The organism is Streptococcus oralis subsp. tigurinus, from assembly GCF_002093575.1.
Taxonomy (GTDB): Bacteria; Bacillota; Bacilli; order Lactobacillales; family Streptococcaceae; genus Streptococcus; species Streptococcus oralis_CH.
Genome location: NZ_LNVH01000004.1, coordinates 184,440 through 208,462 on the forward strand (window position 1 = coordinate 184,440; position 24,023 = coordinate 208,462).

Sequence of the window (24,023 nt, forward strand, 5' to 3'; positions counted from 1 at the left end):
TATGGAAGAAATTCTCTGTATTGGTTGTGGAGCAACCATTCAGACGACAGACAAGGCTGGTCTTGGATTTACTCCTCAGTCGGCACTTGAAAAAGGTTTGGAGACTGGTGAAGTTTATTGCCAACGCTGTTTCCGTCTCCGCCATTACAATGAAATTACTGATGTCCAGTTGACGGACGACGATTTCCTCAAGCTCTTGCACGAGGTGGGAGACAGTGATGCCTTGGTGGTCAATGTCATTGATATCTTTGACTTTAACGGCTCTGTCATCCCAGGCCTGCCACGCTTTGTATCAGGCAATGATGTCCTCTTAGTTGGAAATAAAAAAGATATCCTGCCCAAGTCAGTTAAACCGGGCAAGATTAGCCAGTGGCTCATGGAACGTGCCCACGAAGAAGGACTTCGTCCAGTGGATGTCGTCCTGACTTCGGCTCAGAATAAGCATGCCATTAAGGAAGTCATTGACAAGATTGAACACTACCGTAAGGGCCGTGATGTCTACGTGGTCGGTGTGACCAACGTTGGAAAGTCAACTCTTATCAATGCCATTATCCAAGAAATCACGGGTGACCAAAATGTCATCACGACTTCGCGCTTCCCAGGGACAACCTTGGACAAGATTGAGATTCCGCTTGACGACGGATCTTATATCTACGATACGCCGGGAATTATCCACCGTCACCAGATGGCCCACTACTTGACGGCTAAAAACCTCAAGTATGTCAGCCCTAAAAAGGAAATCAAGCCCAAAACCTATCAGCTTAACCCTGAGCAAACCTTGTTTTTAGGTGGTCTCGGACGCTTTGACTTCATATCAGGAGAAAAGCAAGGATTTACTGCTTTCTTTGACAACGAACTCAAACTCCACCGTACCAAGCTAGAAGGCGCTAGTGCCTTCTATGACAAGCACCTCGGAACCCTTCTGACACCACCAAATAGCAAGGAAAAAGAAGATTTCCCAAAACTAGTCCAGCATGTCTTTACCATTAAGGACAAGACAGACCTGGTCATCTCAGGACTAGGCTGGATCCGCGTAACAGGCACTGCCAAAGTCGCCGTCTGGGCACCAGAAGGCGTCGCCGTCGTCACACGAAAAGCAATTATTTAAACACAGAAAGGAAAGGGTTATCTGAATTCGGGCGAGTCCCGCGAGCCTATAACGAATACTTTTCGCCGTGGTGTCAGTTGGTACAAGTGATTGTACCAACTGCGGAAAATTTGAGACTTTAGGCTCAAATTTTAGTCATGAAAGTCCGAAGGACTTTGCTGACGTCCGTCACCACTTCAGAAAAGTATAAAAAGAAACTCTTTTAAAGAAATTATGTCATTAACATCAAAACAACGTGCCTTCCTCAACAGCCAGGCACACACCCTAAAACCCATCATCCAAATTGGAAAAAATGGACTCAACGACCAAATCAAAACCAGCGTCCGTCAGGCTCTTGACGCTCGTGAATTGATCAAGGTTACGCTCTTGCAAAACACAGATGAAAATATCCACGAAGTAGCTGAAATCTTGGAAGAAGAAATTGGTGTGGATACAGTCCAAAAAATCGGACGCATCTTGATTTTGTATAAACAATCCAGCAAGAAAGAAAATCGCAAGATTTCTAAAAAAGTCAAAGAAATCTAAAACCTACTCCAAACAACTGTTTTTACAGAGAATCAAAGGAAGACGAGCCTATGGCAATCGAATTATTGCCTCCCTTTACCGAGGTAGAGTTGGAGCCAGAAATCAAGGAGAAAAAACGCAAACAAGTCGGGATTTTAGGGGGGAATTTTAACCCTGTTCACAATGCCCATCTTGTTGTGGCGGACCAAGTACGACAACAGTTGGGACTGGACCAGGTCCTGCTCATGCCCGAATACCAACCACCTCATGTAGATAAAAAGGAAACCATTCCCGAGCACCATCGGCTCAAGATGCTTGAGTTGGCGATTAAGGGGATTGAAGGTCTGGCCATTGAAACCATTGAGTTAGAGCGTAAGGGCATTTCCTACACCTACGACACCATGAAGATTTTGACAGAGCAACATCCAGATACGGATTATTACTTCATTATCGGGGCTGATATGGTGGACTATCTGCCTAAATGGTACCGAATTGATGAGCTGGTCGACATGGTTCAGTTTGTGGGGGTTCAGCGCCCACGCTACAAGGCAGGGACTTCCTATCCAGTCATCTGGGTGGATGTACCGCTCATGGACATCTCATCCAGCATGGTGCGTGACTTCATTGCCCAAGGTCGGAAACCCAACTTTCTCCTACCTCAGCCAGTGCTAGACTACATCGAGAAGGAGGGGCTTTACTGATGGCATACCAAGACTATATCAACTGTTCCCGAGAGGCTTTGTTGGAAAGAATGGCAGAGCTTCTGCCTGAAAAACGTTTAACCCATTGTTTGGGAGTGGAGCGTGCAGCTATAGAGTTAGCGGAGAGATTTGGAGTCGATGTTGAGAAAGCTGGTCTAGCAGGCCTTCTTCATGATTATGCTAAAAAGTTGTCAGATCAGGAATTTCTGGATTTGATTGACCGTTACCAATTAGACCCTGACCTCAAAAACTGGGGTAATAATGTCTGGCATGGCATGGTTGGCATCTACAAGATTCAGGAGGACTTGGATTTGCATGATCCAGAAATCCTGCGAGCCATTGAAATTCATACAGTCGGTGCTGGTCAGATGAGCGACCTAGATAAAGTTGTCTACGTCGCAGATTATATCGAGCACAATCGTGCCTTCCCAGGCGTGGATGTGGCGCGTGAAATTGCGGAGCTATCTCTCAATAAGGCAGTGGCCTATGAAACAGCTCGTACCGTTGAGCATCTAGCCCATCAGGGATTTCCCATCTATCCCCAAACCCTTGAAACCTATAACACCTTTGTGCACTATTTGAAAGAGGACTAATGAAGACGGCTTTTATAATCATTGATGTTCAGAATATTTTAGTGGAAACCGGTTTTCAGATAAATAGTCTATTGGAAAAAATTTCTTATTTACAAAACCAGGCTAGAAGCAAGAATATCGAAATTATTTATGTTCAACATATTGAGGACTCTGAAGCTCAAACATCAGAAGATTGGCAGTTATCTGAGCTTTTTAAATCGAAAACCTAATGAAAAGATATTTCAGAAGAAGTATAACAGTATTTTCAAAGAAACTGGTTTAAAAGAATACTTGGATAAACAGGGAATTGAAAAATTAGTTTTATGTGGTATGCAGACAGAATATTGTGTGGATACCTCTGTCAAGGTTGCCTTTGAATATGGCTATCAGCTTATTATTCCAGAAGGAACCTGTACAACGTTTGATGGGAATGACATTCCAGCAGAAACGATAAATGAATTTTATGAGGACATTTGGGAGGGGCGCTTTGCAGATGTTCTAGATTACAAACATATTTTCTAGAAAGAGGACTAAATGAACGAAAAAGAATTACTAGAGCTAGTCGTGAAAGCGGCTGATGAGAAACGTGCGGAGAATATCCTTGCACTTGACGTACAAGATTTGACCAGCGTGACAGACTACTTTGTTATCACTAGCTCGATGAATAGCCGTCAGTTGGATGCTATCGCTGACAATATTCGTGAAAAAGTAGCAGAAGCTGGCTTTAAAGGCAGCCATGTCGAAGGTGATGCAGCGGGAGGCTGGGTCTTACTAGACCTCGGTGGTGTCGTTGTGCATATCTTCTCAGAAGAAATGCGTGCCCATTATAACCTAGAAAAGCTATGGCATGAGGCGAGCTCAATAGACATTTCAGAAGCCTTAGCATAGGATATGAACTCAGTTGCAGTCAACTGGGTTTTCTTTGCTTGTTTTAGAAAATTGATAGAAAGGTGAGGGCGTCGTGTTTTGTTCATCTCGAAACTGAACACGAGCTAAAAGCTGTGAGAAAAAGATAAGCTTCCTTTGTATCTGACGATACAGCAGAAAGTTTCCTATTTTCTCCTTACTTTTAACGCTCTTTGTATCTTAGAAAGGATTTGAACCCGTCCTGTAATCGTCGGAAAATAGATAGCCTTCCTTGGAGCTCGGCTCCATCGTCAAGCTCCTAATTTTCATTCCGATTACGGGCGGACTTGGTATCATGAATATGGCTACTTATGAAACCTTTGCGGCGGTCTATGATGCGGTCATGGATGACAGTTTATACGATAAATGGACGGATTTTTCTCTGCGTCATTTGCCTAAGACCAAGGAGAGAAAGAAACTCTTAGAATTGGCTTGTGGGACAGGTATCCAGTCTGTCCGCTTTTCTCAAGCTGGCTTTGATGTGACTGGACTTGACTTGAGCGCGGATATGCTGAAGATTGCTGAAAAGAGAGCAACATCAGCCAAGCAAAAGATTGATTTTATTGAAGGCAATATGCTGAATTTATCCAAGGCAGGTCAATACGACTTTGTCACGTGTTACTCGGACTCTATCTGCTACATGCAGGATGAGGTGGAAGTAGGCGACGTCTTTAAAGAAGTCTACAACGCCCTCAATGAAGACGGCGTTTTTATCTTTGATGTGCATTCGACCTATCAGACAGACGAAGTATTCCCTGGCTATTCCTATCATGAAAATGCGGAAGATTTTGCCATGCTTTGGGACACCTATGAGGACGAAGCATCTCACTCCATCGTGCATGAGTTGACCTTCTTTATCAAGGAGGCTGACGGTTCCTTTAGTCGCCACGATGAAGTGCATGAGGAGCGGACCTATGAGGTCTTGACCTATGATATTTTGCTGGAACAGGCTGGTTTCAAGTTCTTCAAACTCTATGCGGACTTTGAGGACAAGGAGCCGACAGAAACCAGCACCCGTTGGTTTTTTGTCGCGCAGAAGTAGGAGAACATCATGACCATCACAGGTATTATCGCGGAGTTCAATCCTTTTCATAATGGGCATAAATACCTGCTGGAGCAGGCGAAGGGGCTGAAAATCGTTGCCATGTCTGGGAATTTCATGCAGCGTGGAGAGCCTGCTATCGTGGACAAGTGGACTCGGGCTCAGATGGCGCTGGAAAATGGAGCGGATCTGGTAGTGGAATTGCCCTTTTTTGTCAGTGTTCAGGCGGCAGATTTCTTTGGTCAAGGAGCTGTGGATATCTTGGCTCGCTTGGGCATTGATACCCTAGCTTTTGGAACAGAGGAAGTTCTGGATTATCAGAAAATTGCTGACCTATACACGGAGCAAGGTGCTGAGATGGAGAAATTTGTGGAAAATCTTCCTGATTCCCTCTCCTATCCTCAGAAAACCCAAGCCATGTGGAAGGAATTTGCTGGCCTTGATTTTTCAGGCCATACCCCCAATCATGTCCTTGCTCTGGCCTATGCCAAGGCGGTTGCAGGACGCAACATCAAGCTTGAGCCGATTCAGCGTCAGGGAGCGGGTTATCATTCTGTGGACAAGGATGTGGACTTCGCCTCGGCGACAGCCCTGCGTCAGCACCAGAGGGACAAAGATTTCTTAGAACGCTTTATGCCTTCGGTTGCCCTCTTTGAGCAGGCCAGTAAGGTAAGCTGGGATGACTATTTTCCCTTGCTCCGCTATCAAATCTTGTCAAATCCAGACTTAACAACGATTTATCAGGTCAATCAAGAAATGGCTGTGCGCATCAAGGCAGCTATCAAAAAAACTCAGTCTGTTGACGAATTGGTTGAGTCAGTTGCCACCAAACGCTACACTAAGGCGCGTGTCAGACGCCTCTTGACCTATATCCTGGTGCAGGCCAGAGAAAGTGACTTGCCAGAAGCCATTCATGTTCTTGGCTTTACTGAAAAAGGTAGACAACACCTCAAGTCTCTGAAAGACCAAGTCCATCTAGTTAGCCGAATTGGGAAAGAACCTTGGGATACCATGACCCAAAAAGCAGACCAGATTTATCAACTAGGGCAGCCAAGCATCGCAGAGCAGAATTTTGGAAGAGTGCCGATTAGAATAGAAACAAACTAAGTCTACTGAAAGGTAGGCTTTTTTAGAAGATTTTCGAATAAATAGATAGAAAAGAAAATCTTGTACAAGTTCCTGACAATTTCTTTCTTTTCGTGTATAATAGTGGAAAAGAGGTAAAACGAGGTATGGTTATGGAAGCAGTTCTTTATTCAACATTCCGAAATCATTTAAAGGACTACATGAAGAAGGTAAACGATGAATTTGAGCCTTTGACGGTGGTCAATAAAAATTCTGATGAGGATATTGTTGTCCTTTCAAAGAGCGAGTGGGATAGTATTCAAGAAACCCTAAGAATCGCTCAAAACAAGGAACTTTCTGACAAGGTCTTGCGAGGAATGGCTCAAGTCCGAGCTGGAAGTACTCAGGTACATGTGATTGAGGAGTGAGAAATGCTGCTCAAGTTTACAGAAGATGCCTGGGCAGATTATTGCTACTGGCAAAACCAAGATAAGAAAACATTAAAAAGAATCAATAAATTAATCAAGGATATTCAACGCGATCCTTTTGTAGGAATGGGGAAACCAGAACCACTCAAATATGACTATCAAGGAGCTTGGTCACGGCGTATTGATGCAGAAAATCGCTTGATTTATATGATAGATGGAGATAGCGTGGCTTTCTTGTCCTTCAAAGATCATTACTAAGTCTACTAAAAGGTAGGCTTTTTTATTTTAGAAATTTTAGCTAGCAAATTGAAGATAAAATTTTTTGGAAAATGACAGATTTCCTAAGTTAAGAAATCAGTGAAAAATTTTAGTATAATAACTAGATCCTTGTCCTTGAATCCGCTTTATAGCTCTTATTTTGTGGTATAATGAAGAGAATTGTTAATATTAAAAATCATAAATTGAATATAAAAGACAAACAAATTTTTATATTTATAAACAATGATAAACTCTTATTTATGATTATGTAACAGAAAAGAAGAAAATTTCGAAGGATAATTTGTATTTAGATAATACAAGCTAATGATAGGATGGTTCAGATATGGAAGAAAATTATAACTTATCTATAACTCAAATAAAGAAATCTATTAAAGAAAATTCTTTAATTTTGTTTGTCGGTGCAGGGATTTCAGCAAATTCTAATTTACCAACTTGGGGTGAATTGATTCAATCATTAAAAAAAGAGTTGAATTTACCAGATGACAATTCTGATGATTATCCAAGAGTTGCACAGTATTATTATGATACCTTTGGAAAAAATCGGTATACAAAAAAGATAGAAGAAGTTTTCTCTAGTAAAGGGATAGGTATACCAAATGAGTTACATACACTAATAGAGAAAATAGCTCCGAAACATATTATTACGACAAACTATGATTCTCTACTGGAAGATCAGTTTGAAAATGGCTTGCTAAAGTACAATGTCATCGCTGAGGACAAAGATATCCCTTATACGAGTTCTGAAAGATATTTAATTAAAATGCATGGAGACTTCAGCAAGAAAAATATTGTTTTAAAGGAGGATGATTACTTAGACTATGAGTTGAACTTCCCAATGGTTTCTACTTTAATTCAGTCATTAATAATCAACCATACATTATTATTTGTGGGGTACTCTTTAAAAGATTCTACTTTTAAAGCTATATTTCGTCTGGTTCAGAATGCTTTTAAGTCGGATGCTAAATTCGCCTATCTTTATATTCCTGAAGAGCCATCAACAATTGAAATAGATTATAACAAGAAACAAGGAGTTATCGTTTTTTCTAATGGTAGATGTTTGGATTATGAAGAGGAAGTATCAGAGGGACAAAATAAAAAATTTTTAAATACAAAGAAATTTTTAGAGGATTTATCATTCGATGAAAATAGAACATTAGACAATGTTGATGGTTTATGGGGACAACTTGCTTTCTTGGATAGACTCCGTTTCATCGATTCGAGAGATTTTTCAACATACTCTACATTAAAGAGAAGGGCTTTAAACAGGGGTGCTAGCTATAGTTGGTTTGGAAATGATAGTTTAAGATTTGAAATTAAGGATCATGAAGAATTACAAAATATGGTTACAAAGAAATCTCTTTTCAACCATTTTTTGGATATTGACTTTGAAGAAACTAGAGAATTCAAAGCAAATGGGTTTTTAATGAAGGCGTTCAAGTTGTATGAAGAAAAACAGTATTCTCTAGCAAAAGCAAAGTTTAGAGAGCTAGCGAATACAGCATTTCGTCGGAAAGACTATTTTAATTTCCTTGCGTGTGAATTTAATTTTCAACGCATTCCCATAAATCTTTTTGAAGAAGCACCTAATTATGCTGAACCATTATATAGTGGGGAACTAAATGAACTAACGGAACAAATTATTAACTTGGTGACAGGTGATGAGAAAAAAATTATCGAATTTTTTAGAGATACAATACTAAACCTCAATTTTTTATACAGAAAATTAGAAACGATTAATGAATTATTCGATAAAATTCGTGAAGAACATGAAAACTATCTGAAGGGTGGACAGTCTTTTAATAATCATCTCTATAATGCTGAATTTGAAGTAAAAAATCTTTATAACTTTATAAAACTAAACTGTTTATGTGTTGAACATTATAAAATGTTTAAATCAATCATTAATAGATATTTAGAAATGTTGTTGCTCAGTTATGATAATTCATGTGTAAAGCATGTGAAGTCCATTTCTGATGGGACAGCATCAATGATTAGGGAGCTTGATTTGGACGATGTTCAATTGATTCTTCCTAGTATAGATTTTAAAGTAGTAAATTTATATTTTAGAAATTACTCATTTAGTAAAATTAAAGTTACTGAAGAAGCAGAAGAGTTTTTATTTAACAGAATAACTTATCTGCAAGAAAAGGTTAAATCTCATGTAGATTCTCATCTCCATGAACTTAGAAATCTGCTAAATTTTCTGCCTTTTATTGATGATGTAGACGTATCAAGAATAATAAATGTTTTAGACTCTCAAACATTATATTTTAATTTGGATAAAGAAATTAATGGGTTCATTAAAGTCGTCCTTGATAATAAAAGTGCAATTAACAATGATTTGTTGAAATCTAAGATAGTTGATATTGTTAATAAACATTTAAATATAATTTTGAAAAATAATTTTTCTTTATATCATTCAGCGTATCCTTTATATTCTCAGTTATTAGAATACTGCTCAACTGAACAGGAAACTGCAATAATAGTACTCGAAAAATTTAATACAGATATTTTAAGAATAAAATATAAAAATGATGATGTAAAAAGTATTGTAGAATATTCTGATTTGATATGCCACTTTTTTAAGTATTTTGAAGAGGATGTTAAAGATGATATTCTAGATACTCTAAAAGCTTATGAAGAATCAGAGAACATTATTTACTACAAAGTAATTGATCTGATGAGTTCGAATGTCTATGATTTTCCTCAGATACAAAATAAAATCTACCATCATTTGATTAAAAGAATTAATGATAAAAGAGACGAGGGGGTTAAAACTTTCCCAGACCCAAGAGAAAAATCTGTATCAGATTTATATAACTTAAGTAGAAAAGGATATTTTTCTGATTTTGAAATTTTAAAAGATATTGAAGAAGATATTCGAGGTCTTTATCCTGAAGTAGATTGGACCTGGTTCCATGATAGAAGTGATGATGTTATCCATCGTCTATTAGAACATAGAACTCCCAATAATATTAAAACTTATTTTTCAAAAAATGAAGAAGATAATAAATTGATTAATGAGTATATTTTAAAAGCTCTAGAAGAGGACAAACTAATATTTAAGAAATAAATTGATACAACTAAATAAAAAAAGTTAATTTATGACAAATTTGATCTTGAAGATAAGCTGTAATTTCCCAAAGTGAATTTTCAAAGACTTGAAAGCAAAATGTTTGAATCTAGTGGAACACTATTTGGCACAACAATAAATAATCCATAGCTGTAGAGATTCGGTGGAACTTTTTGATAGCGACACTGAATTATCTCCTCAAAAATTCAAGAAACTGTAGTCCTAAAATTCACACAAAACTCTTCAATTTGGGTTTGTGAAAATCGGTTTTTTATGATAGAATATTAAGGAATGTATGTCATTCGATAAACAAATTTAATGAGGTAAAAACATGGAAATCATGACACTTGCGATTGCTGTTTTTGCCGTCATCATTGGTTTAGTCATTGGATATGTCAGCATCTCAGCTAAGATGAAATCATCTCAAGAAGCTGCAGAGTTGATGCTTCTAAATGCTGAACAAGAAGCAACTAATTTACGAGGACAAGCTGAGCGCGAAGCGGATTTATTGCTAAATGAAGCCAAGAGCGAAAGCAAGTCTCTTAAAAAAGAAGCACTATTGGAGGCCAAAGAGGAAGCCAGAAAATACCGTGAAGAAGTGGACGCTGAATTTAAGTCAGAACGTCAGGAGCTCAAGCAAATTGAAAGTCGTTTGACGGAGAGAGCTACGAGCCTTGACCGTAAGGATGACAATTTGACGAACAAAGAAAAAACACTTGAACAAAAAGAACAAAGTATTTCTGATAGAGCAAAAAACCTTGATGCACGTGAAGAGCAATTAGAGGAAGTCGAAAGACAAAAAGAAGCTGAACTGGAACGTATCGGTTCCCTTTCCCAAACTGAGGCTCGAGATATTATCTTGGCTCAGACAGAGGAAAATTTGACCAAGGAAATTGCTAGCCGCATTCGTGAGGCAGAGCAAGAAGTGAAGGAACGTTCAGACAAGATTGCGAAAGATATCTTGGTTCAGGCTATGCAGCGTATCGCTGGTGACTATGTAGCAGAGTCAACAAACTCGACAGTTCACCTACCAGATGATACCATGAAGGGGCGCATTATCGGACGTGAAGGTCGAAACATTCGTACCTTTGAAAGTTTGACAGGGGTTGATGTGATTATCGACGATACACCGGAAGTGGTAACCTTGTCAGGATTTGATCCGATTCGTCGTGAAATTGCTCGTATGACCATGGAAATGTTGCTCAAGGATGGCCGCATCCACCCAGCTCGTATCGAGGAGTTGGTGGAGAAAAACCGTCAAGAGATTGACAATAAGATCCGTGAATACGGTGAGGCTGCTGCCTATGAGATTGGTGCGCCAAACCTCCATCCAGACTTGATGAAGATCATGGGACGCTTGCAGTTCCGTACTTCATATGGACAAAATGTCTTGCGTCATTCGATTGAGGTTGCTAAGTTGTCTGGTATCATCGCCAGTGAACTTGGTGAAAATGCAGCTCTTGCTCGTCGTGCTGGATTCCTTCACGACATCGGGAAAGCTATTGACCGCGAGGTTGAAGGTAGCCACGTTGAGATTGGTACGGAATTGGCTCGTAAGTACAAGGAACACCCAGTTGTGGTGAATACCATTGCTAGCCACCACGGCGATGTCGAAGCCGAAAGCGTCATTGCAGTGATCGTTGCCGCAGCAGATGCCCTGAGTGCAGCGCGTCCAGGTGCTCGTAGTGAATCTCTTGAAAGCTATATCAAACGTCTCCATGATTTGGAAGAAATCGCCAATGGCTTTGAAGGAGTGCAAAATAGCTTTGCTCTTCAAGCAGGACGTGAAATCCGTATCATGGTTAATCCAGGACAAATCAAGGACGACAAGGTCACAATCTTGGCTCACAAAGTTCGTGAGAAAATTGAAAACAATCTCGATTACCCAGGAAATATCAAGGTAACCGTGATCCGTGAACTTCGTGCAGTAGATTATGCTAAATAAATAAGAAAGAGCAGTTGAAAAATTACTGCTTTTTTGTTACACTAGATAGAAAGACTGTAGAAGGATAACTGACGCGATCATCAGTATCCGAGAGAAATTTTACTTTATTTCACAGACTAACTAAAGGAGACATAATGGCAGACCGAGGCTTGCTAATCGTTTTTTCTGGCCCTTCAGGAGTTGGGAAAGGAACGGTTAGAAGAGAGATTTTTGAGAGTTCTGAGAATCAATTTCAATACTCTGTATCGATGACGACACGCGCGCAACGTCCTGGTGAAGTGGACGGAGTGGACTATTTCTTCCGTACTCGTGAAGAGTTTGAAGAGCTGATCCGTCAAGGTCAGATGTTGGAATATGCAGAATATGTCGGTAACTACTATGGAACTCCTCTGACTTATGTCAATGAAACTCTGGACAAGGGAATCGATGTCTTTCTTGAGATTGAAGTCCAAGGAGCCCTTCAGGTTAAGAAAAAAGTTCCAGATGCTGTCTTTATCTTCCTAACACCACCAGATTTGGATGAATTACAAGATCGTTTGGTAGGTCGTGGAACAGATAGCGCTGAAGTGATTACTCAACGAATCGAAAAAGCCAAGGAAGAAATTGCCCTCATGCGTGAGTATGATTATGCCATTGTCAACGATCAGGTGCCCCTCGCCGCTGAACGTGTCAAGCGTGTGATCGAAGCAGAACACTTCCGTGTGGACCGTGTCATTGGTCACTACCAGGAGATGTTGCCAAAATCTCCAACTACTCGATAAACTATAGGAAACAGGTACAAGCAAATGATGTTAAAACCCTCTATTGATACCTTGCTCGACAAGGTGCCATCAAAATATTCACTCGTAATCTTGGAAGCAAAACGTGCCCACGAACTAGAAGCAGGCGCGCCAGCAACTCAAGAGTTTAAGTCTGAAAAATCAACTCTTCGTGCTTTAGAAGAAATCGAGTCTGGAAATGTAACCATTCACCCAGATCCAGAAGGAAAACGTGAAGCGGTTCGTCTCCGTATCGAAGAAGAAAAACGCCGCAGAGAAGAAGAAGAAAAGAAAATCAAAGAGCAAATTGCTAAAGAAAAAGAAGATGGTGAAAAAATTTAAGGTTGGGGGGACTCAATCTTATTTTTTCTATTGCAAGAATTTGCTGACAAGAAGGAGGTGAGAAGATGGCTATTGCAAAGATTATCGTGGATGTTCCCCTGATGCAGACGGACCAGCCATACAGTTACAAGATCCCAGAGGAATTTGTAGAGATGCTAGAAGTCGGTATGCGGGTTCATGTGCCTTTTGGCAAAGGCAATCGTTTGATACAAGGGATTGTTCTTGGCTTGGAGTCGCAGTCGGATGAAGAAGTGGCTGATCAGGACTTGAAAGAGATTGCAGAAGTTCTAGACTTTTCTCCCGTCTTGACTCAGGAGCAACTCTGGCTGGCTGAGGAGCTTCGTAAGTCAGTCTTTTCTTACAAGATCTCCATTCTAAAAGCCATGCTTCCAGGATTTTTAAACTCCAGTTATGATAAGATTCTCTATCCTCTGGAAGGTCTGAGGCAGTCAGACCGAGAGCGCTTGTTTGGTTCAGAAAATTCGCTAGCCTTTTCTTCTCTAGATTTAGCCAAGCAGGCAGAAATGATGCGCTTGACCAGGAAAGGTTTGCTCCGTTTAGAATACCAGGCAGTCGATCAAAAGAAGGTCAAGACCCAGTCTTGGTATGAGATTGATGCCACTCGACTAGAGCAGATTGAGATTTCTGCGCGTGCTAAGAAAAAGGCAGAGCTGAGAGACTATTTGCTAGCTCATCCTGAAAGCGCTCCTCTGGCTAGTTTGTTAGAGTCCTACTCACGCGAGCAAGTCAACTTCTTTGTGGAGCAAGGAGCTCTAACCCTTGTCCAAAAGGAAGTGCAACGCTCAGCCGCTTATTTTGAAGGCATTGAAGCAAGTACACCTTTGGAATTGAATCCTGAACAAAGACAGGCGCGTGATGCCGTTGTCAGTGCTATTGGCAGTCAACAGCCTCCTTTCCTCCTTCAAGGGATTACAGGAAGTGGGAAAACTGAGGTTTACTTACAGATTATCCAAGGAGCCTTGGACAAGGAGAAAACGGCTATTTTGCTGGTACCTGAGATTTCTCTGACGCCACAAATGACGGAGCGTTTCATTGCTCGTTTCGGCGAGAAAGTAGCTATTCTTCACTCAGGCCTGTCTAATGGTGAAAAGTACGATGAATGGCGCAAGGTCGAGCGTGGAGATGCTCAAGTTGTGGTTGGAGCCAGATCGGCCATCTTTGCACCTATAAAAAATCTAGGTGTTATCATTATCGATGAAGAGCATGAAGCCAGCTACAAGCAAGACAGCAATCCACGTTACCATGCTAGAGAGGTCGCCATTTTACGGGCCCAGTACAATCAAGCGGCTCTGGTCCTTGGTTCGGCGACACCGAGCTTAGAAAGCCGTGCGAGGGCTGGAAAAGGTGTCTATCACCACTTACGTCTAACCCAACGGGCCAATCCTTTAGCCACTATTCCTGAGGTTCAAGTGATTGACTTTCGGGACTATATCGGGCAGAATGAGACATCAAACTTTACGCCCCCTTTGCTAGAGGCCATTCAAGATCGCCTAGATAAAAAAGAGCAGGTAGTCCTCATGCTCAATCGTCGGGGTTATTCTAGCTTTGTTATGTGTAGGGATTGTGGGACGGTGGATACTTGTCCCAACTGTGACATTTCTCTCACCCTGCATATGGATACCAAGACTATGAACTGCCATTACTGTGGCTTTTCTAAGGGAATTCCTCATGTCTGTCCCAACTGTCAGAGTCGCAGTATTCGTTACTACGGGACGGGGACTCAGAAAGCCTATGATGAGCTAGCAGAGCTCTTTCCTCAGGCACGCATTCTGCGGATGGATGTGGATACGACCCGTAAGAAAGGCAGTCACCAAGCTCTTCTTGACCAGTTTGGCCGAGGGGAAGCAGATATCTTGTTGGGAACTCAGATGATTGCCAAGGGCTTGGATTTTCCAAATGTGACTCTGGTCGGAGTTCTTAATGCAGATACGGCCTTGAATCTGCCTGATTTCCGTTCTTCTGAGAGAACCTTCCAACTCTTAACTCAGGTGGCTGGTCGTGCAGGACGTGCGGAAAAAGCTGGGCAGGTCTTGATTCAGTCATACAATCCTGAGCATTATGCCATTCGATTTGCCAAGGAACAGGATTATGAAGGTTTTTACGTTTATGAAATGGGCATCAGACGCCAACTCGGCTACCCGCCTTATTATTTCACTATTGGGATTACCCTCTCTCACAAGAAAGAAGAAGAGGTTGTCAAACGTGCCTATGAAGTCATGGGAATTTTGCGATCAGGTTTATCGGAAACTAGTAAAATCCTTGGACCGACACCAAAACCCATTGCCCGTACCCACAACCTTTATCATTACCAGATTTTGATTAAATACCGTTTAGAAGATGAACTAGGACCAACCCTCAATCGAGTTTTGGCCTTGACTCAAGAACGGGAAAATAGCGAGCTTCGTCTCAGCATTGACCACGAACCGCAGCAATTTTTATAAGAAGGAGAAGAAATGACAAAACTAATCTTTATGGGGACACCCGATTTTTCAGCGACAGTTTTGAAGGGTTTGTTATCAGATGATCGTTATGAGATTTTAGCAGTTGTGACCCAGCCAGACCGCGCTGTTGGCCGTAAAAAAGTGATCCAAGAAACCCCAGTCAAGCAGGCTGCCAAAGAAGCTGGCCTTCCTATCTACCAGCCTGAAAAATTATCTGGAAGCCCAGAGATGGAAGCCATTATGAATCTAGGGGCGGATGGGATTATCACTGCTGCTTTTGGGCAGTTTCTCCCAAGTAAACTCCTTGATAGCATGGACTTTGCGGTCAACGTTCACGCTTCCCTTCTTCCCAAACACCGTGGTGGTGCCCCTATTCATTATGCCTTGATTCAAGGGGATGAGGAAGCTGGTGTGACCATTATGGAGATGGTCAAGGAAATGGATGCAGGAGATATGATCTCTCGTCGCAGTGTTCCCATCACAGATGAGGACAATGTTGGCACTTTGTTTGAGAAATTAGCGATTGTAGGTCGTGACTTGCTCTTGGACACCCTGCCTGGCTATATTGCTGGGGAGATCAAACCTGTGCCTCAGGATCCAAGCCAGGTCACTTTCTCGCCAAATATCAAACCAGAGGAAGAAAAGTTGGACTGGAATAAGACTAACCGTCAACTCTTCAACCAAATCAGAGGGATGAATCCATGGCCTGTTGCCCACACTTTTCTCAAGGGAGACCGCTTTAAGATTTATGAAGCCCTGCCAGTAGAAGGTCAGGGAGCTCCAGGCGAGATCCTCTCTATTGGCAAGAAGGAATTGATCGTCGCAACGGCTGAAGGTGCTCTGTCTCTCAAGCAAGTGCAGCCAGCTGGTAAACCTAAGATGGATATCGCTTCCTTCCTCAACGGAGTTGGACGGACACTGACTGTAGGAGAACGATTTGGTGACTAAAGTAGAAACGGCTAGAAGTCTAGCTCTAGCAGTGCTAGAGGATGTTTTAGTTAACCAAGCATACTCCAATATTGCTTTAAACAAATACCTAAAGGGGAGTCAACTCTCAGCAGCAGATAAGGGCTTGGTGACAGAGATTGTCTACGGAACGGTAGCCCGAAAACTCACTCTGGAATGGTACCTGTCCCACTTTATCGAAGACCGGGATAAGCTAGATAGCTGGCTCTATATCCTGCTTCTTCTGAGCGCCTACCAACTTCGGTATCTGGATAAGGTTCCTAATCACGCAGTGGTCAATGAAGCAGTAGAACTCGCCAAAGCGCGTAAAAAAGGCAGTGAAAAATTGGTCAACGCCGTCCTGCGTCGTATCTTACGAGAAGACTGGCCAGATATTGACAGCATTAAGCGAAAAAATAAGCGTGATTCCATTACCTATTCTCTCCCAGTTTGGCTAGTATCTAAGCTCAAGGAAGAGTACGGTGAAGAGCGAGCACAAGCCATCTTTAAAAGTCTCTTGGTACGCAACAAGGCTAGCATCCGGGTGACCAACTTGAGCCGAAAAGAGGAAATCAAAGCCTTGTTAGAGGCGACTGATTCCCCTTTGGCTGCCACTGGTCTGGTCAAGGAGCAAGGCCACTTTGCAGGACATGATTTGTTCGCAGAAGGGGCTATAACCATTCAAGACGAGTCCAGTCAACTGGTTGCTCCGACTCTTGATTTACAAGGCGATGAGCAGGTCCTGGATGCATGTGCCGCTCCGGGTGGAAAAACAGCTCATATAGCCTCTTATCTCGCTACAGGTCAGGTAACTGCTCTGGACTTGTATGACCATAAGTTGGACTTGATCCAAGAAAATGCGGAGCGTTTAGGTGTGGCAGATCGAGTGCAAACGCAAAAATTGGATGCCAGAAAAGTGCATGAGTTTTTCGGTCGGGACTCTTTTGATAAGATTTTAGTAGATGCTCCCTGTTCTGGGATTGGACTTTTACGCCGCAAACCAGACATCAAATACAATAAAGAAACAGCAGATTTCACATCCTTACAGGAAATTCAGCTGGAAATATTAGGTAGTGTTTGTCAAACGCTACGAAAAGGTGGTATAATAACTTATAGTACCTGTACTATTGTCTCTGAGGAGAACTTTCAAGTCGTTGAGGCGTTTTTAGAAAGTCATCCCGAGTTCGAGCAGGTTAAACTAGAACACGAATGTAAAGATATCCTGAAAGATGGCTGCATCCTGATCACTCCTGAATTGTATGGAAGTGATGGATTCTTTATCAGCCAATTTCGCAAGATATCAGAATAGGAAGGAACTGACACAATGGAAATAGCATTATTAACAGATGTTGGTCAGAAACGGACAAATAATCAGGACTATGTCAATCACTTTGTCAACCGAGCAGGACGCACTATGATCATCTTGGCTGACGGGATGGGAGGGCACCGTGCAGGAAATATCGCTAGTGAGATGGCGGTAACAGACCTTGGTGTGGCTTGGGTGGATACCCAAATTGACTCAGTCAATGAAGTTCGTGAGTGGTTTGCCCACTACCTGGAGATTGAAAATCAAAAAATTCATCAACTAGGTCAGGACGAAGCCTACAGAGGCATGGGGACAACGCTAGAAGCTGTTGCGTTTATTGACAACCAAGCCATCTATGCTCACATTGGAGATTCTCGTATCGGTTTGATTCGTGGAGAAGAATACCACCAGTTGACGAGTGACCATTCCTTGGTTAATGAATTGCTCAAGGCTGGTCAATTGACTCCAGAAGAGGCAGAAACTCACCCTCAAAAGAATATCATCACCCAGTCGATCGGACAAAAAGATGAAATCCAGCCTGATTTTGGGATGATTACACTGGAGTTAGGAGATTATCTCTTGCTCAATAGTGATGGTTTGACCAATATGATTTCGGCAAGCGAAATTTATGATATTGTAACCAGTGATATTTCCCTAGCAGACAAGGCGGCCACCCTCATTCGTTTTGCTAACAATGCAGGAGGTTTAGACAACATTACGGTTGCCCTTGTTTACATGAACGAGGAGGCTGCAGAATGATCCAAATCGGCAAGATTTTTGCCGGGCGGTATCGGATTGTCAAGCAGATTGGTCGAGGAGGCATGGCAGATGTTTACTTGGCCAAGGATTTGATCCTAGATGGGGAAGAGGTGGCAGTTAAGGTCCTGAGGACCAACTACCAGACGGACCCGATTGCTGTGGCACGTTTCCAGCGGGAAGCGAGGGCTATGGCGGATCTGGACCATCCTCATATCGTCCGGATAACAGATATCGGTGAGGAAGATGGCCAACAGTACCTAGCTATGGAATACGTAGCAGGACTTGACCTCAAGCGTTATATCAAAGAACACTATCCTCTTTCAAATGAAGAGGCGGTTCGGATTATGGGACAGATTCTTTTGGCTATGCGTTTAGCTCATGCTAGAGGAATTGTTCACCGAGATTTGAAACCTCAAAATATCCTCTTGACACCAGATGGAACTGCTAAAGTTACTGACTTTGGGATTGCAGTGGCCTTTGCAGAGACGAGTCTGACCCAGACCAACTCGATGCTGGGTTCGGTTCATTATTTGTCACCTGAGCAAGCGCGTGGTTCTAAAGCGACCTTCCAGAGTGATATCTATGCAATGGGGATTATTTTCTATGAAATGCTGACGGGACATATCCCTTATGATGGGGATAGTGCGGTTACGATTGCCCTTCAGCATTTCCAGAAGCCACTTCCGTCCGTCATTGCTGAAAACCCATCTGTCCCTCAGGCTTTGGAAAATGTTGTCATCAAGGCAACTGCTAAGAAATTGTCTGATCGCTATCAGTCTGTTTCAGAAATGTATATGGACTTGTCAACTAGCTTGTCTTATAATCGTCGAAATGAACCGAAACTGATCTTTGACGATGCGAGTAAGGCAGACACGAAGACTTTACCTAAAGTTCCACAAAGTACACTGACATCGATTCCAAAAGCTCCGGCGCAGGAAGAACGTCCTCAGTCAAAGAAATTAACCCCAGAGCAAGCACCTACGCAAAAGCCAACTAAAAAGCGGAAGTTTAAGGCTCGCTATATGATTCTTTTAGCTAGTCTTTTATTAGTTGCAGCCTCTTTGGTCTGGATTTTATCTAGAACACCAGCAACGATTGCTATTCCTGACGTAGCTGGACAAACCGTTGCAGAGGCTAAGGAAGCTCTTAAAAAATCCAAGTTTGAAGCCGGTGAAGAAAAGTCAGAGGCCAGCGATACGGTAGCAGAGGGACGTGTTATTCGAACGGATCCAGAAGCTGGTAGCGGTCGAAAAGAAGGAACCAAGGTCAATTTGATTGTTTCTTCTGGTAAGCAATCTTTCCAATTGAGCAATTATGTTGGACGCAAGTATACGGATGTCGTAGCTGAACTCAAGGAGAAGAAGGTTCCTGAGAATCTAATCAAGATGGAAGAGGAAGAATCCAGCGAAAGCGAACCTGGAACCATTCTCAGACAAAGTCCTGCAGCAGGTACGACTTATGATCTTTCAAAAGCCAGCACAATTACTTTAACGGTTGCTAAGAAAGTAACAAGCGTTTCTATGCCAAGTTATATTGGTTCAAGTCTCGAATTTACAAAGAATAATTTGACTCAGATTGTCGGTGTAAAAGAGGCCAATATTGAGGTTGTCGAGGTTTCGACTGCTCCTGAAGGGACAGCAGAAGGTACAGTTGTAGATCAAACACCAAAAGCGGGTGAACAGGTTGACCTTGCTAGCACGCGTATCAAACTTTCCATCTACAAACCGAAAACACCACCGTCAACTTCATCTTCTAGTTCTGCACAACGTGGGAACCAAGGTTCTTCTACAACTCCAAATCAGGGGAACCAACAAGGAAACACTTCTTCAACTAGTCAATCAAATAGTGAAGGAACCCGTGAAAGTTCTCGAGATTAAACGAATCTTTGTCATGATTTCATGACAAAGATTTTTTTTCATTGATTTTTGTGATAAAATATAGGAAGCAGAAAAGGAGGAGAAAATGGACGAATCAAGAGAGTTGAATGCCGTTATTGATGTCATTATGTTAGCTGGAACCATTCTCTTAAAAAGCGGTTCGGAGATTTATCGGGTTGAGGACACCATGATCCGTATCGCTCATTCACAGGGAATAGTGGATTGCAACGTTCTTGCCATGCCAGCAGCTATTTTCTTTTCTATCGAAAATACCAATATTTCACGGATGAAACGGGTGACCTCATCCTCCTATAACATTGAAAAAGTGTGTGATGTCAACCAAGTATCACGGGAGCTTGTCGGAGGGCAGATTGATCTCTCGATAGCCTTTAAAAAGCTGAAAGAAATCGGCAATCAAGCCCTTCCTTATACCAAGTTCCAAGTGACCGTAGCAGCGACCCTCAGTGCCCCTTTCTTCTCGATTATGTTTGGGGGTAATGTCTATGACGCTTTTGGTGCGGCTATTGCGACCTTATTTGGATTTGCCTTCTCTCTCTACGTAGAGAGGTTTGTCCGCATTCCTTTTGTAACGGCCTTTGCGGGTGCCTTTGTTTTCGGATTGATCGCCCAGTTCTGGGCCCGCTATACAGGATTTCCTTCGACGGCAGACCTGATTATAGCGGGAGCGGTCATGCCCTTTGTTCCAGGGATTGCTCTGACAAATGCAGTTCGGGATATCATGACCAACCATATCAACTCTGGTATGAGCAAGATGTTTGAATCTTTGCTCATTACCCTCGCTTTAGGGGCTGGCACCTCTGTCGCCCTGGTTTTGATGACATAAGATGACTCTAACAAGTATTTTGCTCCAAGCAGTGGCGAGTTTACTCGCCATTATCACCTTTCTAATCGTACTGAATGTTCAACGCTCCATGCTCCTACCTGGTGGTGTTTTGGGAATGGGCGTTTGGCTCCTCTATCTCGTGCTCAAAGAACCAACCAATGTTATTATTGCGACCTTTATCGCAGCAGTAATTGGTTCTTGCATCAGCCAGATTTTAAGTATTGTCTATAAGACACCAGCGGTGGTCTTTGTCTTGGCCATTCTTGCCCCCTTGGTGCCAGGTTATCTATCCTATCGAACGACAGCTTTCTTTGTGACAGGCGATTACAGTCATGCCCTTACCAGTGCAACACTAGTAGTTATGTTGGCCCTGGTCATTTCTATCGGGATGGCAAGTGGAACAGTGATTCTGAAGCTTTATTACTATATCCGAAAACAGCGAGGCATATCCTCCTAATGCCGTCAAAGCAAAGACTTGATTTGTTGAATCAAGTCTTTTTTCTCTCATTTGTTCCTATTTGTGATAAAATAGAATAGAACGATTTTTTACAATGAATGAAAAAACAGAGGTAAATATGACAATCGGTATTGATAAGATTGGTTTTGCAACCAGTCAATATGTCTTGAAATTACAAGACCTAGCAGAAGCAAGAGGAGTTGATCCGAATAAATATAGTAAGGGTCTCTTATTAAACGAAATTAGCATTGCACCATTGACTGAGGATGTTGTCACCTTAGCTGCCAGTGCAAGCAACTCTATTTTGACAGATAAAGAAAAAGAAGAAATCGATATGGTCATCGTGGCGACCGAGTCAGGGATTGACCAGAGTAAGGCAGCAGCGGTCTTTGTTCACGGTCTATTAGGTATCCAGCCTTTCGCTCGCAGTTTTGAAATCAAAGAAGCTTGTTACGGAGCAACAGCCGCCCTCCATTATGCCAAGTTGCATGTGGAAAATTCTCCAAAGTCCAAGGTCTTGGTCATCGCCAGTGATATTGCCAAGTATGGTGTAGCGACTCCAGGTGAACCAACTCAGGGAGCTGGGAGTGTGGCGATGTTGATTACGCAAAATCCGCGTACCATGGCCTTTAACAATGATAATGTTGCCCAAACGCGTGACATTATGGATTTCTGGCGTCCGAACTATTCAACTACTCCTTATGTAAACGGCTTGTACTCAACTCAGCAATATCTTGACAGTCTTACGACGACTTGGGATGAATACAAGAAACGCTATGATTGGACTATGAATGATTTTGCGGCTATCTGCTTCCATTTGCCTTATCCCAAATTAGCCCTAAAAGGCTTGCGCAAGATGATGGATAAGACTTTGTCTCAGGAAAAAAAGGATAGTCTGCAAGAAAACTTTGATAAGTCCATTCTCTACAGTCAGATGATTGGGAATATCTACACAGGTTCCCTCTTCCTTGGGCTTCTCTCCCTTTTGGAAAATGCAGAAAATTTGAAGGCTGGAGATAAAATTGTCCTCTACAGTTACGGAAGTGGAGCGGTTTCAGAGTTCTTTAGTGGAGAACTGGTTGAAGGCTACGAGGCCTACCTTGATAAGGATCGCTTGAGCAAACTCAAGCAACGTACAGCATTGTCTGTTGCAGACTATGAAAAAGTCTTCTTTGAAGAATTGCAGTTGGATGAATCTGGTTCAGCCCAATTTGCAGGTTATGAACATCAAGACTATGCCTTGGTTGAAATTGTCGACCACCAACGCCGTTATAGCAAGGTTGAAAAATAATGAAGTTAAGTTGGAATGGATTTTCTAAAAAATCATACCATGAGCGCCTTGAGTTACTGAAAGCTCAGGCGCTCCTTAGTCCTGAAAAGCAAACCAGTCTGGAGCAGGATGAACAAGTCAGCTTGGCAGTTGCAGACCAGCTGAGTGAGAATGTGGTAGGAACTTTTTCTCTGCCTTATTCTATCGTTCCAGAACTTTTGGTGAACGGTCAGGACTACACAGTTCCCTATGTGACAGAAGAACCTTCAGTGGTTGCTGCGGCCAGCTATGCCAGCAAAATCATCAAGCGAGCAGGTGGCTTTACTGCTCAAGTACATGAGCGTCAGATGATTGGTCAGGTAGCACTTTATCATGTTACTGATCCAGAGCTAGCGCAAGAGAAGATTGCCAGCAAGAAAGCCGAGCTCTTGGAACTTGCTAATCAAGCCTATCCGTCTATCGTCAAACGTGGTGGCGGGGCGCGTGATTTGCATGTAGAGCAGATCAAAGGTGAAACAGACTTTCTCGTTGTGTATCTCCATGTTGATACTCAGGAAGCCATGGGAGCCAATATGCTCAACACCATGCTGGAGGCTTTGAAACCAGTCTTAGAAGAACTCAGTCAGGGACTGAGCCTTATGGGGATCTTGTCCAACTACGCGACCGATTCTCTGGTGACTGCAAGCTGTCGTATCGCCTTTCGCTACTTGAGTCCCCAAAGGGACCAAGGACGAGAAATTGCGGAGAAGATAGCCTTGGCTAGCCAGTTTGCGCAGGCTGATCCTTACCGAGCAGCGACTCACAATAAAGGGATTTTTAATGGTATCGATGCCATTTTGATTGCCACTGGTAATGACTGGCGTGCCATCGAAGCTGGGGCCCATGCCTTTGCTAGTCGAGACGGACGCTATCAAGGCCTTAGTCAATGGACGCTGGACATGGAAAGAGAAGAATTGGTCGGTGAGATGACCCTACCAATGCCGGTAGCGACCAAGGGTGGCTCTATCGGACTCAACCCACGTGTAGCCCTCAGTCATGAACTACTGGGAAATCCTTCTGCCAAGGAATTAGCTCAAATTATCGTGTCCATCGGTCTCGCCCAAAACTTTGCGGCCCTCAAAGCCTTGGTAAGTACGGGCATCCAGCAAGGCCACATGAAATTACAGGCCAAATCCCTAGCTCTCCTAGCAGGTGCTAGTGAGTCTGAAGTTGCTCCCCTCGTTGAGCGCCTCATCGCAGATAAAACCTTTAACTTAGAGACAGCCCAGCGCTATCTCGAAAACTTAAGATCATAAAAAAACTCAGACGAATTCGTCTGAGTTTTCTTGTATTTATACTCAATGAAAATCAAAAAGCAAACTAGGAAGCTGGCCGTAAGCT

The 24,023-nt window shown here is 42.5% G+C and carries 22 protein-coding genes and 1 pseudogene; all 23 read left to right on the forward strand.

Annotated features, from left to right (window positions below):
* Position 1: 1 nt before the first annotated feature.
* The 23 genes and pseudogenes from yqeH (at position 2) to ATE37_RS06040 (ending at position 23,938) form a co-directional block, all read left to right on the forward strand.
* Positions 2-1,108 (forward strand): ribosome biogenesis GTPase YqeH, encoded by a 1,107-nt coding sequence (gene yqeH / locus ATE37_RS05930; RefSeq protein WP_000391189.1) that lies wholly within the window; start codon positions 2-4, stop codon positions 1,106-1,108.
* Between the two features lie 213 nt (positions 1,109-1,321).
* On the forward strand, positions 1,322-1,633 hold the full coding sequence (gene yhbY / locus ATE37_RS05935; protein ID WP_000060171.1) for a ribosome assembly RNA-binding protein YhbY: 312 nt from the start codon (positions 1,322-1,324) through the stop codon (positions 1,631-1,633).
* Between the two features lie 50 nt (positions 1,634-1,683).
* Positions 1,684-2,313, forward strand: a complete 630-nt coding sequence (locus tag ATE37_RS05940) for a nicotinate-nucleotide adenylyltransferase (protein ID WP_084868352.1) — start codon at positions 1,684-1,686, stop codon at positions 2,311-2,313.
* On the forward strand, positions 2,313-2,906 hold the full coding sequence (yqeK, locus tag ATE37_RS05945; protein ID WP_084868353.1) for a bis(5'-nucleosyl)-tetraphosphatase (symmetrical) YqeK: 594 nt from the start codon (positions 2,313-2,315) through the stop codon (positions 2,904-2,906). The genes ATE37_RS05940 and yqeK overlap by 1 nt, the downstream gene beginning before the upstream one ends.
* Positions 2,906-3,407: pseudogene (locus ATE37_RS05950) on the forward strand (cysteine hydrolase family protein). The gene yqeK and the pseudogene ATE37_RS05950 overlap by 1 nt, the downstream one beginning before the upstream one ends.
* 12 nt (positions 3,408-3,419) lie before the next feature.
* Positions 3,420-3,773, forward strand: coding sequence for a ribosome silencing factor (gene rsfS / locus ATE37_RS05955; protein WP_084868354.1), 354 nt, complete (start codon positions 3,420-3,422; stop codon positions 3,771-3,773).
* Positions 3,774-4,092: 319 nt separating this feature from the next.
* Complete coding sequence (locus tag ATE37_RS05960) at positions 4,093-4,833, forward strand: class I SAM-dependent DNA methyltransferase (protein ID WP_180382765.1); 741 nt, start codon at positions 4,093-4,095, stop codon at positions 4,831-4,833.
* Between the two features lie 9 nt (positions 4,834-4,842).
* Positions 4,843-5,940: a nucleotidyltransferase gene (locus ATE37_RS05965; RefSeq protein ID WP_084868355.1), complete on the forward strand. Its 1,098-nt coding sequence runs from the start codon at positions 4,843-4,845 to the stop codon at positions 5,938-5,940.
* A 131-nt stretch (positions 5,941-6,071) separates the two neighbouring features.
* On the forward strand, positions 6,072-6,326 hold the full coding sequence (locus ATE37_RS05970) for a type II toxin-antitoxin system Phd/YefM family antitoxin (RefSeq protein ID WP_180382766.1): 255 nt from the start codon (positions 6,072-6,074) through the stop codon (positions 6,324-6,326).
* Positions 6,327-6,329: 3 nt separating this feature from the next.
* Positions 6,330-6,584, forward strand: coding sequence for a Txe/YoeB family addiction module toxin (locus tag ATE37_RS05975; protein ID WP_000924723.1), 255 nt, complete (start codon positions 6,330-6,332; stop codon positions 6,582-6,584).
* Positions 6,585-6,927: 343 nt separating this feature from the next.
* Entirely contained in the window at positions 6,928-9,678 is a 2,751-nt protein-coding gene (locus ATE37_RS05980; protein WP_084868357.1) for an SIR2 family protein, read from the forward strand.
* A gap of 331 nt (positions 9,679-10,009) precedes the next feature.
* Positions 10,010-11,623 (forward strand): ribonuclease Y, encoded by a 1,614-nt coding sequence (locus ATE37_RS05985; protein WP_000404959.1) that lies wholly within the window; start codon positions 10,010-10,012, stop codon positions 11,621-11,623.
* Positions 11,624-11,757: 134 nt separating this feature from the next.
* Positions 11,758-12,384 (forward strand): guanylate kinase, encoded by a 627-nt coding sequence (gmk, locus tag ATE37_RS05990; RefSeq protein ID WP_084868358.1) that lies wholly within the window; start codon positions 11,758-11,760, stop codon positions 12,382-12,384.
* A gap of 24 nt (positions 12,385-12,408) precedes the next feature.
* Entirely contained in the window at positions 12,409-12,723 is a 315-nt protein-coding gene (gene rpoZ / locus ATE37_RS05995; protein ID WP_002875802.1) for a DNA-directed RNA polymerase subunit omega, read from the forward strand.
* A gap of 65 nt (positions 12,724-12,788) precedes the next feature.
* Positions 12,789-15,185 (forward strand): primosomal protein N', encoded by a 2,397-nt coding sequence (locus tag ATE37_RS06000; RefSeq protein ID WP_084868359.1) that lies wholly within the window; start codon positions 12,789-12,791, stop codon positions 15,183-15,185.
* Between the two features lie 12 nt (positions 15,186-15,197).
* Positions 15,198-16,133 (forward strand): methionyl-tRNA formyltransferase, encoded by a 936-nt coding sequence (gene fmt / locus ATE37_RS06005; RefSeq protein ID WP_084868360.1) that lies wholly within the window; start codon positions 15,198-15,200, stop codon positions 16,131-16,133.
* Positions 16,126-17,439: a 16S rRNA (cytosine(967)-C(5))-methyltransferase RsmB gene (gene rsmB / locus ATE37_RS06010; RefSeq protein ID WP_180382767.1), complete on the forward strand. Its 1,314-nt coding sequence runs from the start codon at positions 16,126-16,128 to the stop codon at positions 17,437-17,439. The genes fmt and rsmB overlap by 8 nt, the downstream gene beginning before the upstream one ends.
* Before the next feature lie 15 nt (positions 17,440-17,454).
* Positions 17,455-18,195 (forward strand): Stp1/IreP family PP2C-type Ser/Thr phosphatase, encoded by a 741-nt coding sequence (locus ATE37_RS06015; RefSeq protein WP_084868362.1) that lies wholly within the window; start codon positions 17,455-17,457, stop codon positions 18,193-18,195.
* Entirely contained in the window at positions 18,192-20,072 is a 1,881-nt protein-coding gene (gene pknB / locus ATE37_RS06020; RefSeq protein WP_084868363.1) for a Stk1 family PASTA domain-containing Ser/Thr kinase, read from the forward strand. Before ATE37_RS06015 ends, pknB begins: the two co-directional genes overlap by 4 nt.
* A gap of 85 nt (positions 20,073-20,157) precedes the next feature.
* Complete coding sequence (locus ATE37_RS06025; RefSeq protein WP_084868364.1) at positions 20,158-20,916, forward strand: threonine/serine exporter family protein; 759 nt, start codon at positions 20,158-20,160, stop codon at positions 20,914-20,916.
* A 1-nt stretch (position 20,917) separates the two neighbouring features.
* A complete protein-coding gene (locus tag ATE37_RS06030) occupies positions 20,918-21,373 on the forward strand; it encodes a threonine/serine exporter family protein (RefSeq protein WP_084868365.1) in 456 nt (151 codons plus the stop codon).
* A gap of 118 nt (positions 21,374-21,491) precedes the next feature.
* On the forward strand, positions 21,492-22,664 hold the full coding sequence (locus ATE37_RS06035) for a hydroxymethylglutaryl-CoA synthase (protein WP_180382768.1): 1,173 nt from the start codon (positions 21,492-21,494) through the stop codon (positions 22,662-22,664).
* Positions 22,664-23,938, forward strand: a complete 1,275-nt coding sequence (locus tag ATE37_RS06040; protein WP_084868367.1) for a hydroxymethylglutaryl-CoA reductase, degradative — start codon at positions 22,664-22,666, stop codon at positions 23,936-23,938. The genes ATE37_RS06035 and ATE37_RS06040 overlap by 1 nt, the downstream gene beginning before the upstream one ends.
* The last annotated feature ends 85 nt before the right edge of the window (positions 23,939-24,023 follow it).

Bases quoted from the DNA above. Each gene is read 5' to 3' on its own strand.
- yqeH (WP_000391189.1), top strand. From the start codon at position 2: ATGGAAGAAATTCTCTGTATTGGTTGTGGAGCAACCATTCAGACGACA.
- yhbY (WP_000060171.1), top strand. From the start codon at position 1,322: ATGTCATTAACATCAAAACAACGTGCCTTCCTCAACAGCCAGGCACAC.
- ATE37_RS05940 (WP_084868352.1), top strand. From the start codon at position 1,684: ATGGCAATCGAATTATTGCCTCCCTTTACCGAGGTAGAGTTGGAGCCA.
- yqeK (WP_084868353.1), top strand. From the start codon at position 2,313: ATGGCATACCAAGACTATATCAACTGTTCCCGAGAGGCTTTGTTGGAA.
- rsfS (WP_084868354.1), top strand. From the start codon at position 3,420: ATGAACGAAAAAGAATTACTAGAGCTAGTCGTGAAAGCGGCTGATGAG.
- ATE37_RS05960 (WP_180382765.1), top strand. From the start codon at position 4,093: ATGGCTACTTATGAAACCTTTGCGGCGGTCTATGATGCGGTCATGGAT.
- ATE37_RS05965 (WP_084868355.1), top strand. From the start codon at position 4,843: ATGACCATCACAGGTATTATCGCGGAGTTCAATCCTTTTCATAATGGG.
- ATE37_RS05970 (WP_180382766.1), top strand. From the start codon at position 6,072: ATGGAAGCAGTTCTTTATTCAACATTCCGAAATCATTTAAAGGACTAC.
- ATE37_RS05975 (WP_000924723.1), top strand. From the start codon at position 6,330: ATGCTGCTCAAGTTTACAGAAGATGCCTGGGCAGATTATTGCTACTGG.
- ATE37_RS05980 (WP_084868357.1), top strand. From the start codon at position 6,928: ATGGAAGAAAATTATAACTTATCTATAACTCAAATAAAGAAATCTATT.
- ATE37_RS05985 (WP_000404959.1), top strand. From the start codon at position 10,010: ATGGAAATCATGACACTTGCGATTGCTGTTTTTGCCGTCATCATTGGT.
- gmk (WP_084868358.1), top strand. From the start codon at position 11,758: ATGGCAGACCGAGGCTTGCTAATCGTTTTTTCTGGCCCTTCAGGAGTT.
- rpoZ (WP_002875802.1), top strand. From the start codon at position 12,409: ATGATGTTAAAACCCTCTATTGATACCTTGCTCGACAAGGTGCCATCA.
- ATE37_RS06000 (WP_084868359.1), top strand. From the start codon at position 12,789: ATGGCTATTGCAAAGATTATCGTGGATGTTCCCCTGATGCAGACGGAC.
- fmt (WP_084868360.1), top strand. From the start codon at position 15,198: ATGACAAAACTAATCTTTATGGGGACACCCGATTTTTCAGCGACAGTT.
- ATE37_RS06015 (WP_084868362.1), top strand. From the start codon at position 17,455: ATGGAAATAGCATTATTAACAGATGTTGGTCAGAAACGGACAAATAAT.
- pknB (WP_084868363.1), top strand. From the start codon at position 18,192: ATGATCCAAATCGGCAAGATTTTTGCCGGGCGGTATCGGATTGTCAAG.
- ATE37_RS06025 (WP_084868364.1), top strand. From the start codon at position 20,158: ATGGACGAATCAAGAGAGTTGAATGCCGTTATTGATGTCATTATGTTA.
- ATE37_RS06030 (WP_084868365.1), top strand. From the start codon at position 20,918: ATGACTCTAACAAGTATTTTGCTCCAAGCAGTGGCGAGTTTACTCGCC.
- ATE37_RS06035 (WP_180382768.1), top strand. From the start codon at position 21,492: ATGACAATCGGTATTGATAAGATTGGTTTTGCAACCAGTCAATATGTC.
- ATE37_RS06040 (WP_084868367.1), top strand. From the start codon at position 22,664: ATGAAGTTAAGTTGGAATGGATTTTCTAAAAAATCATACCATGAGCGC.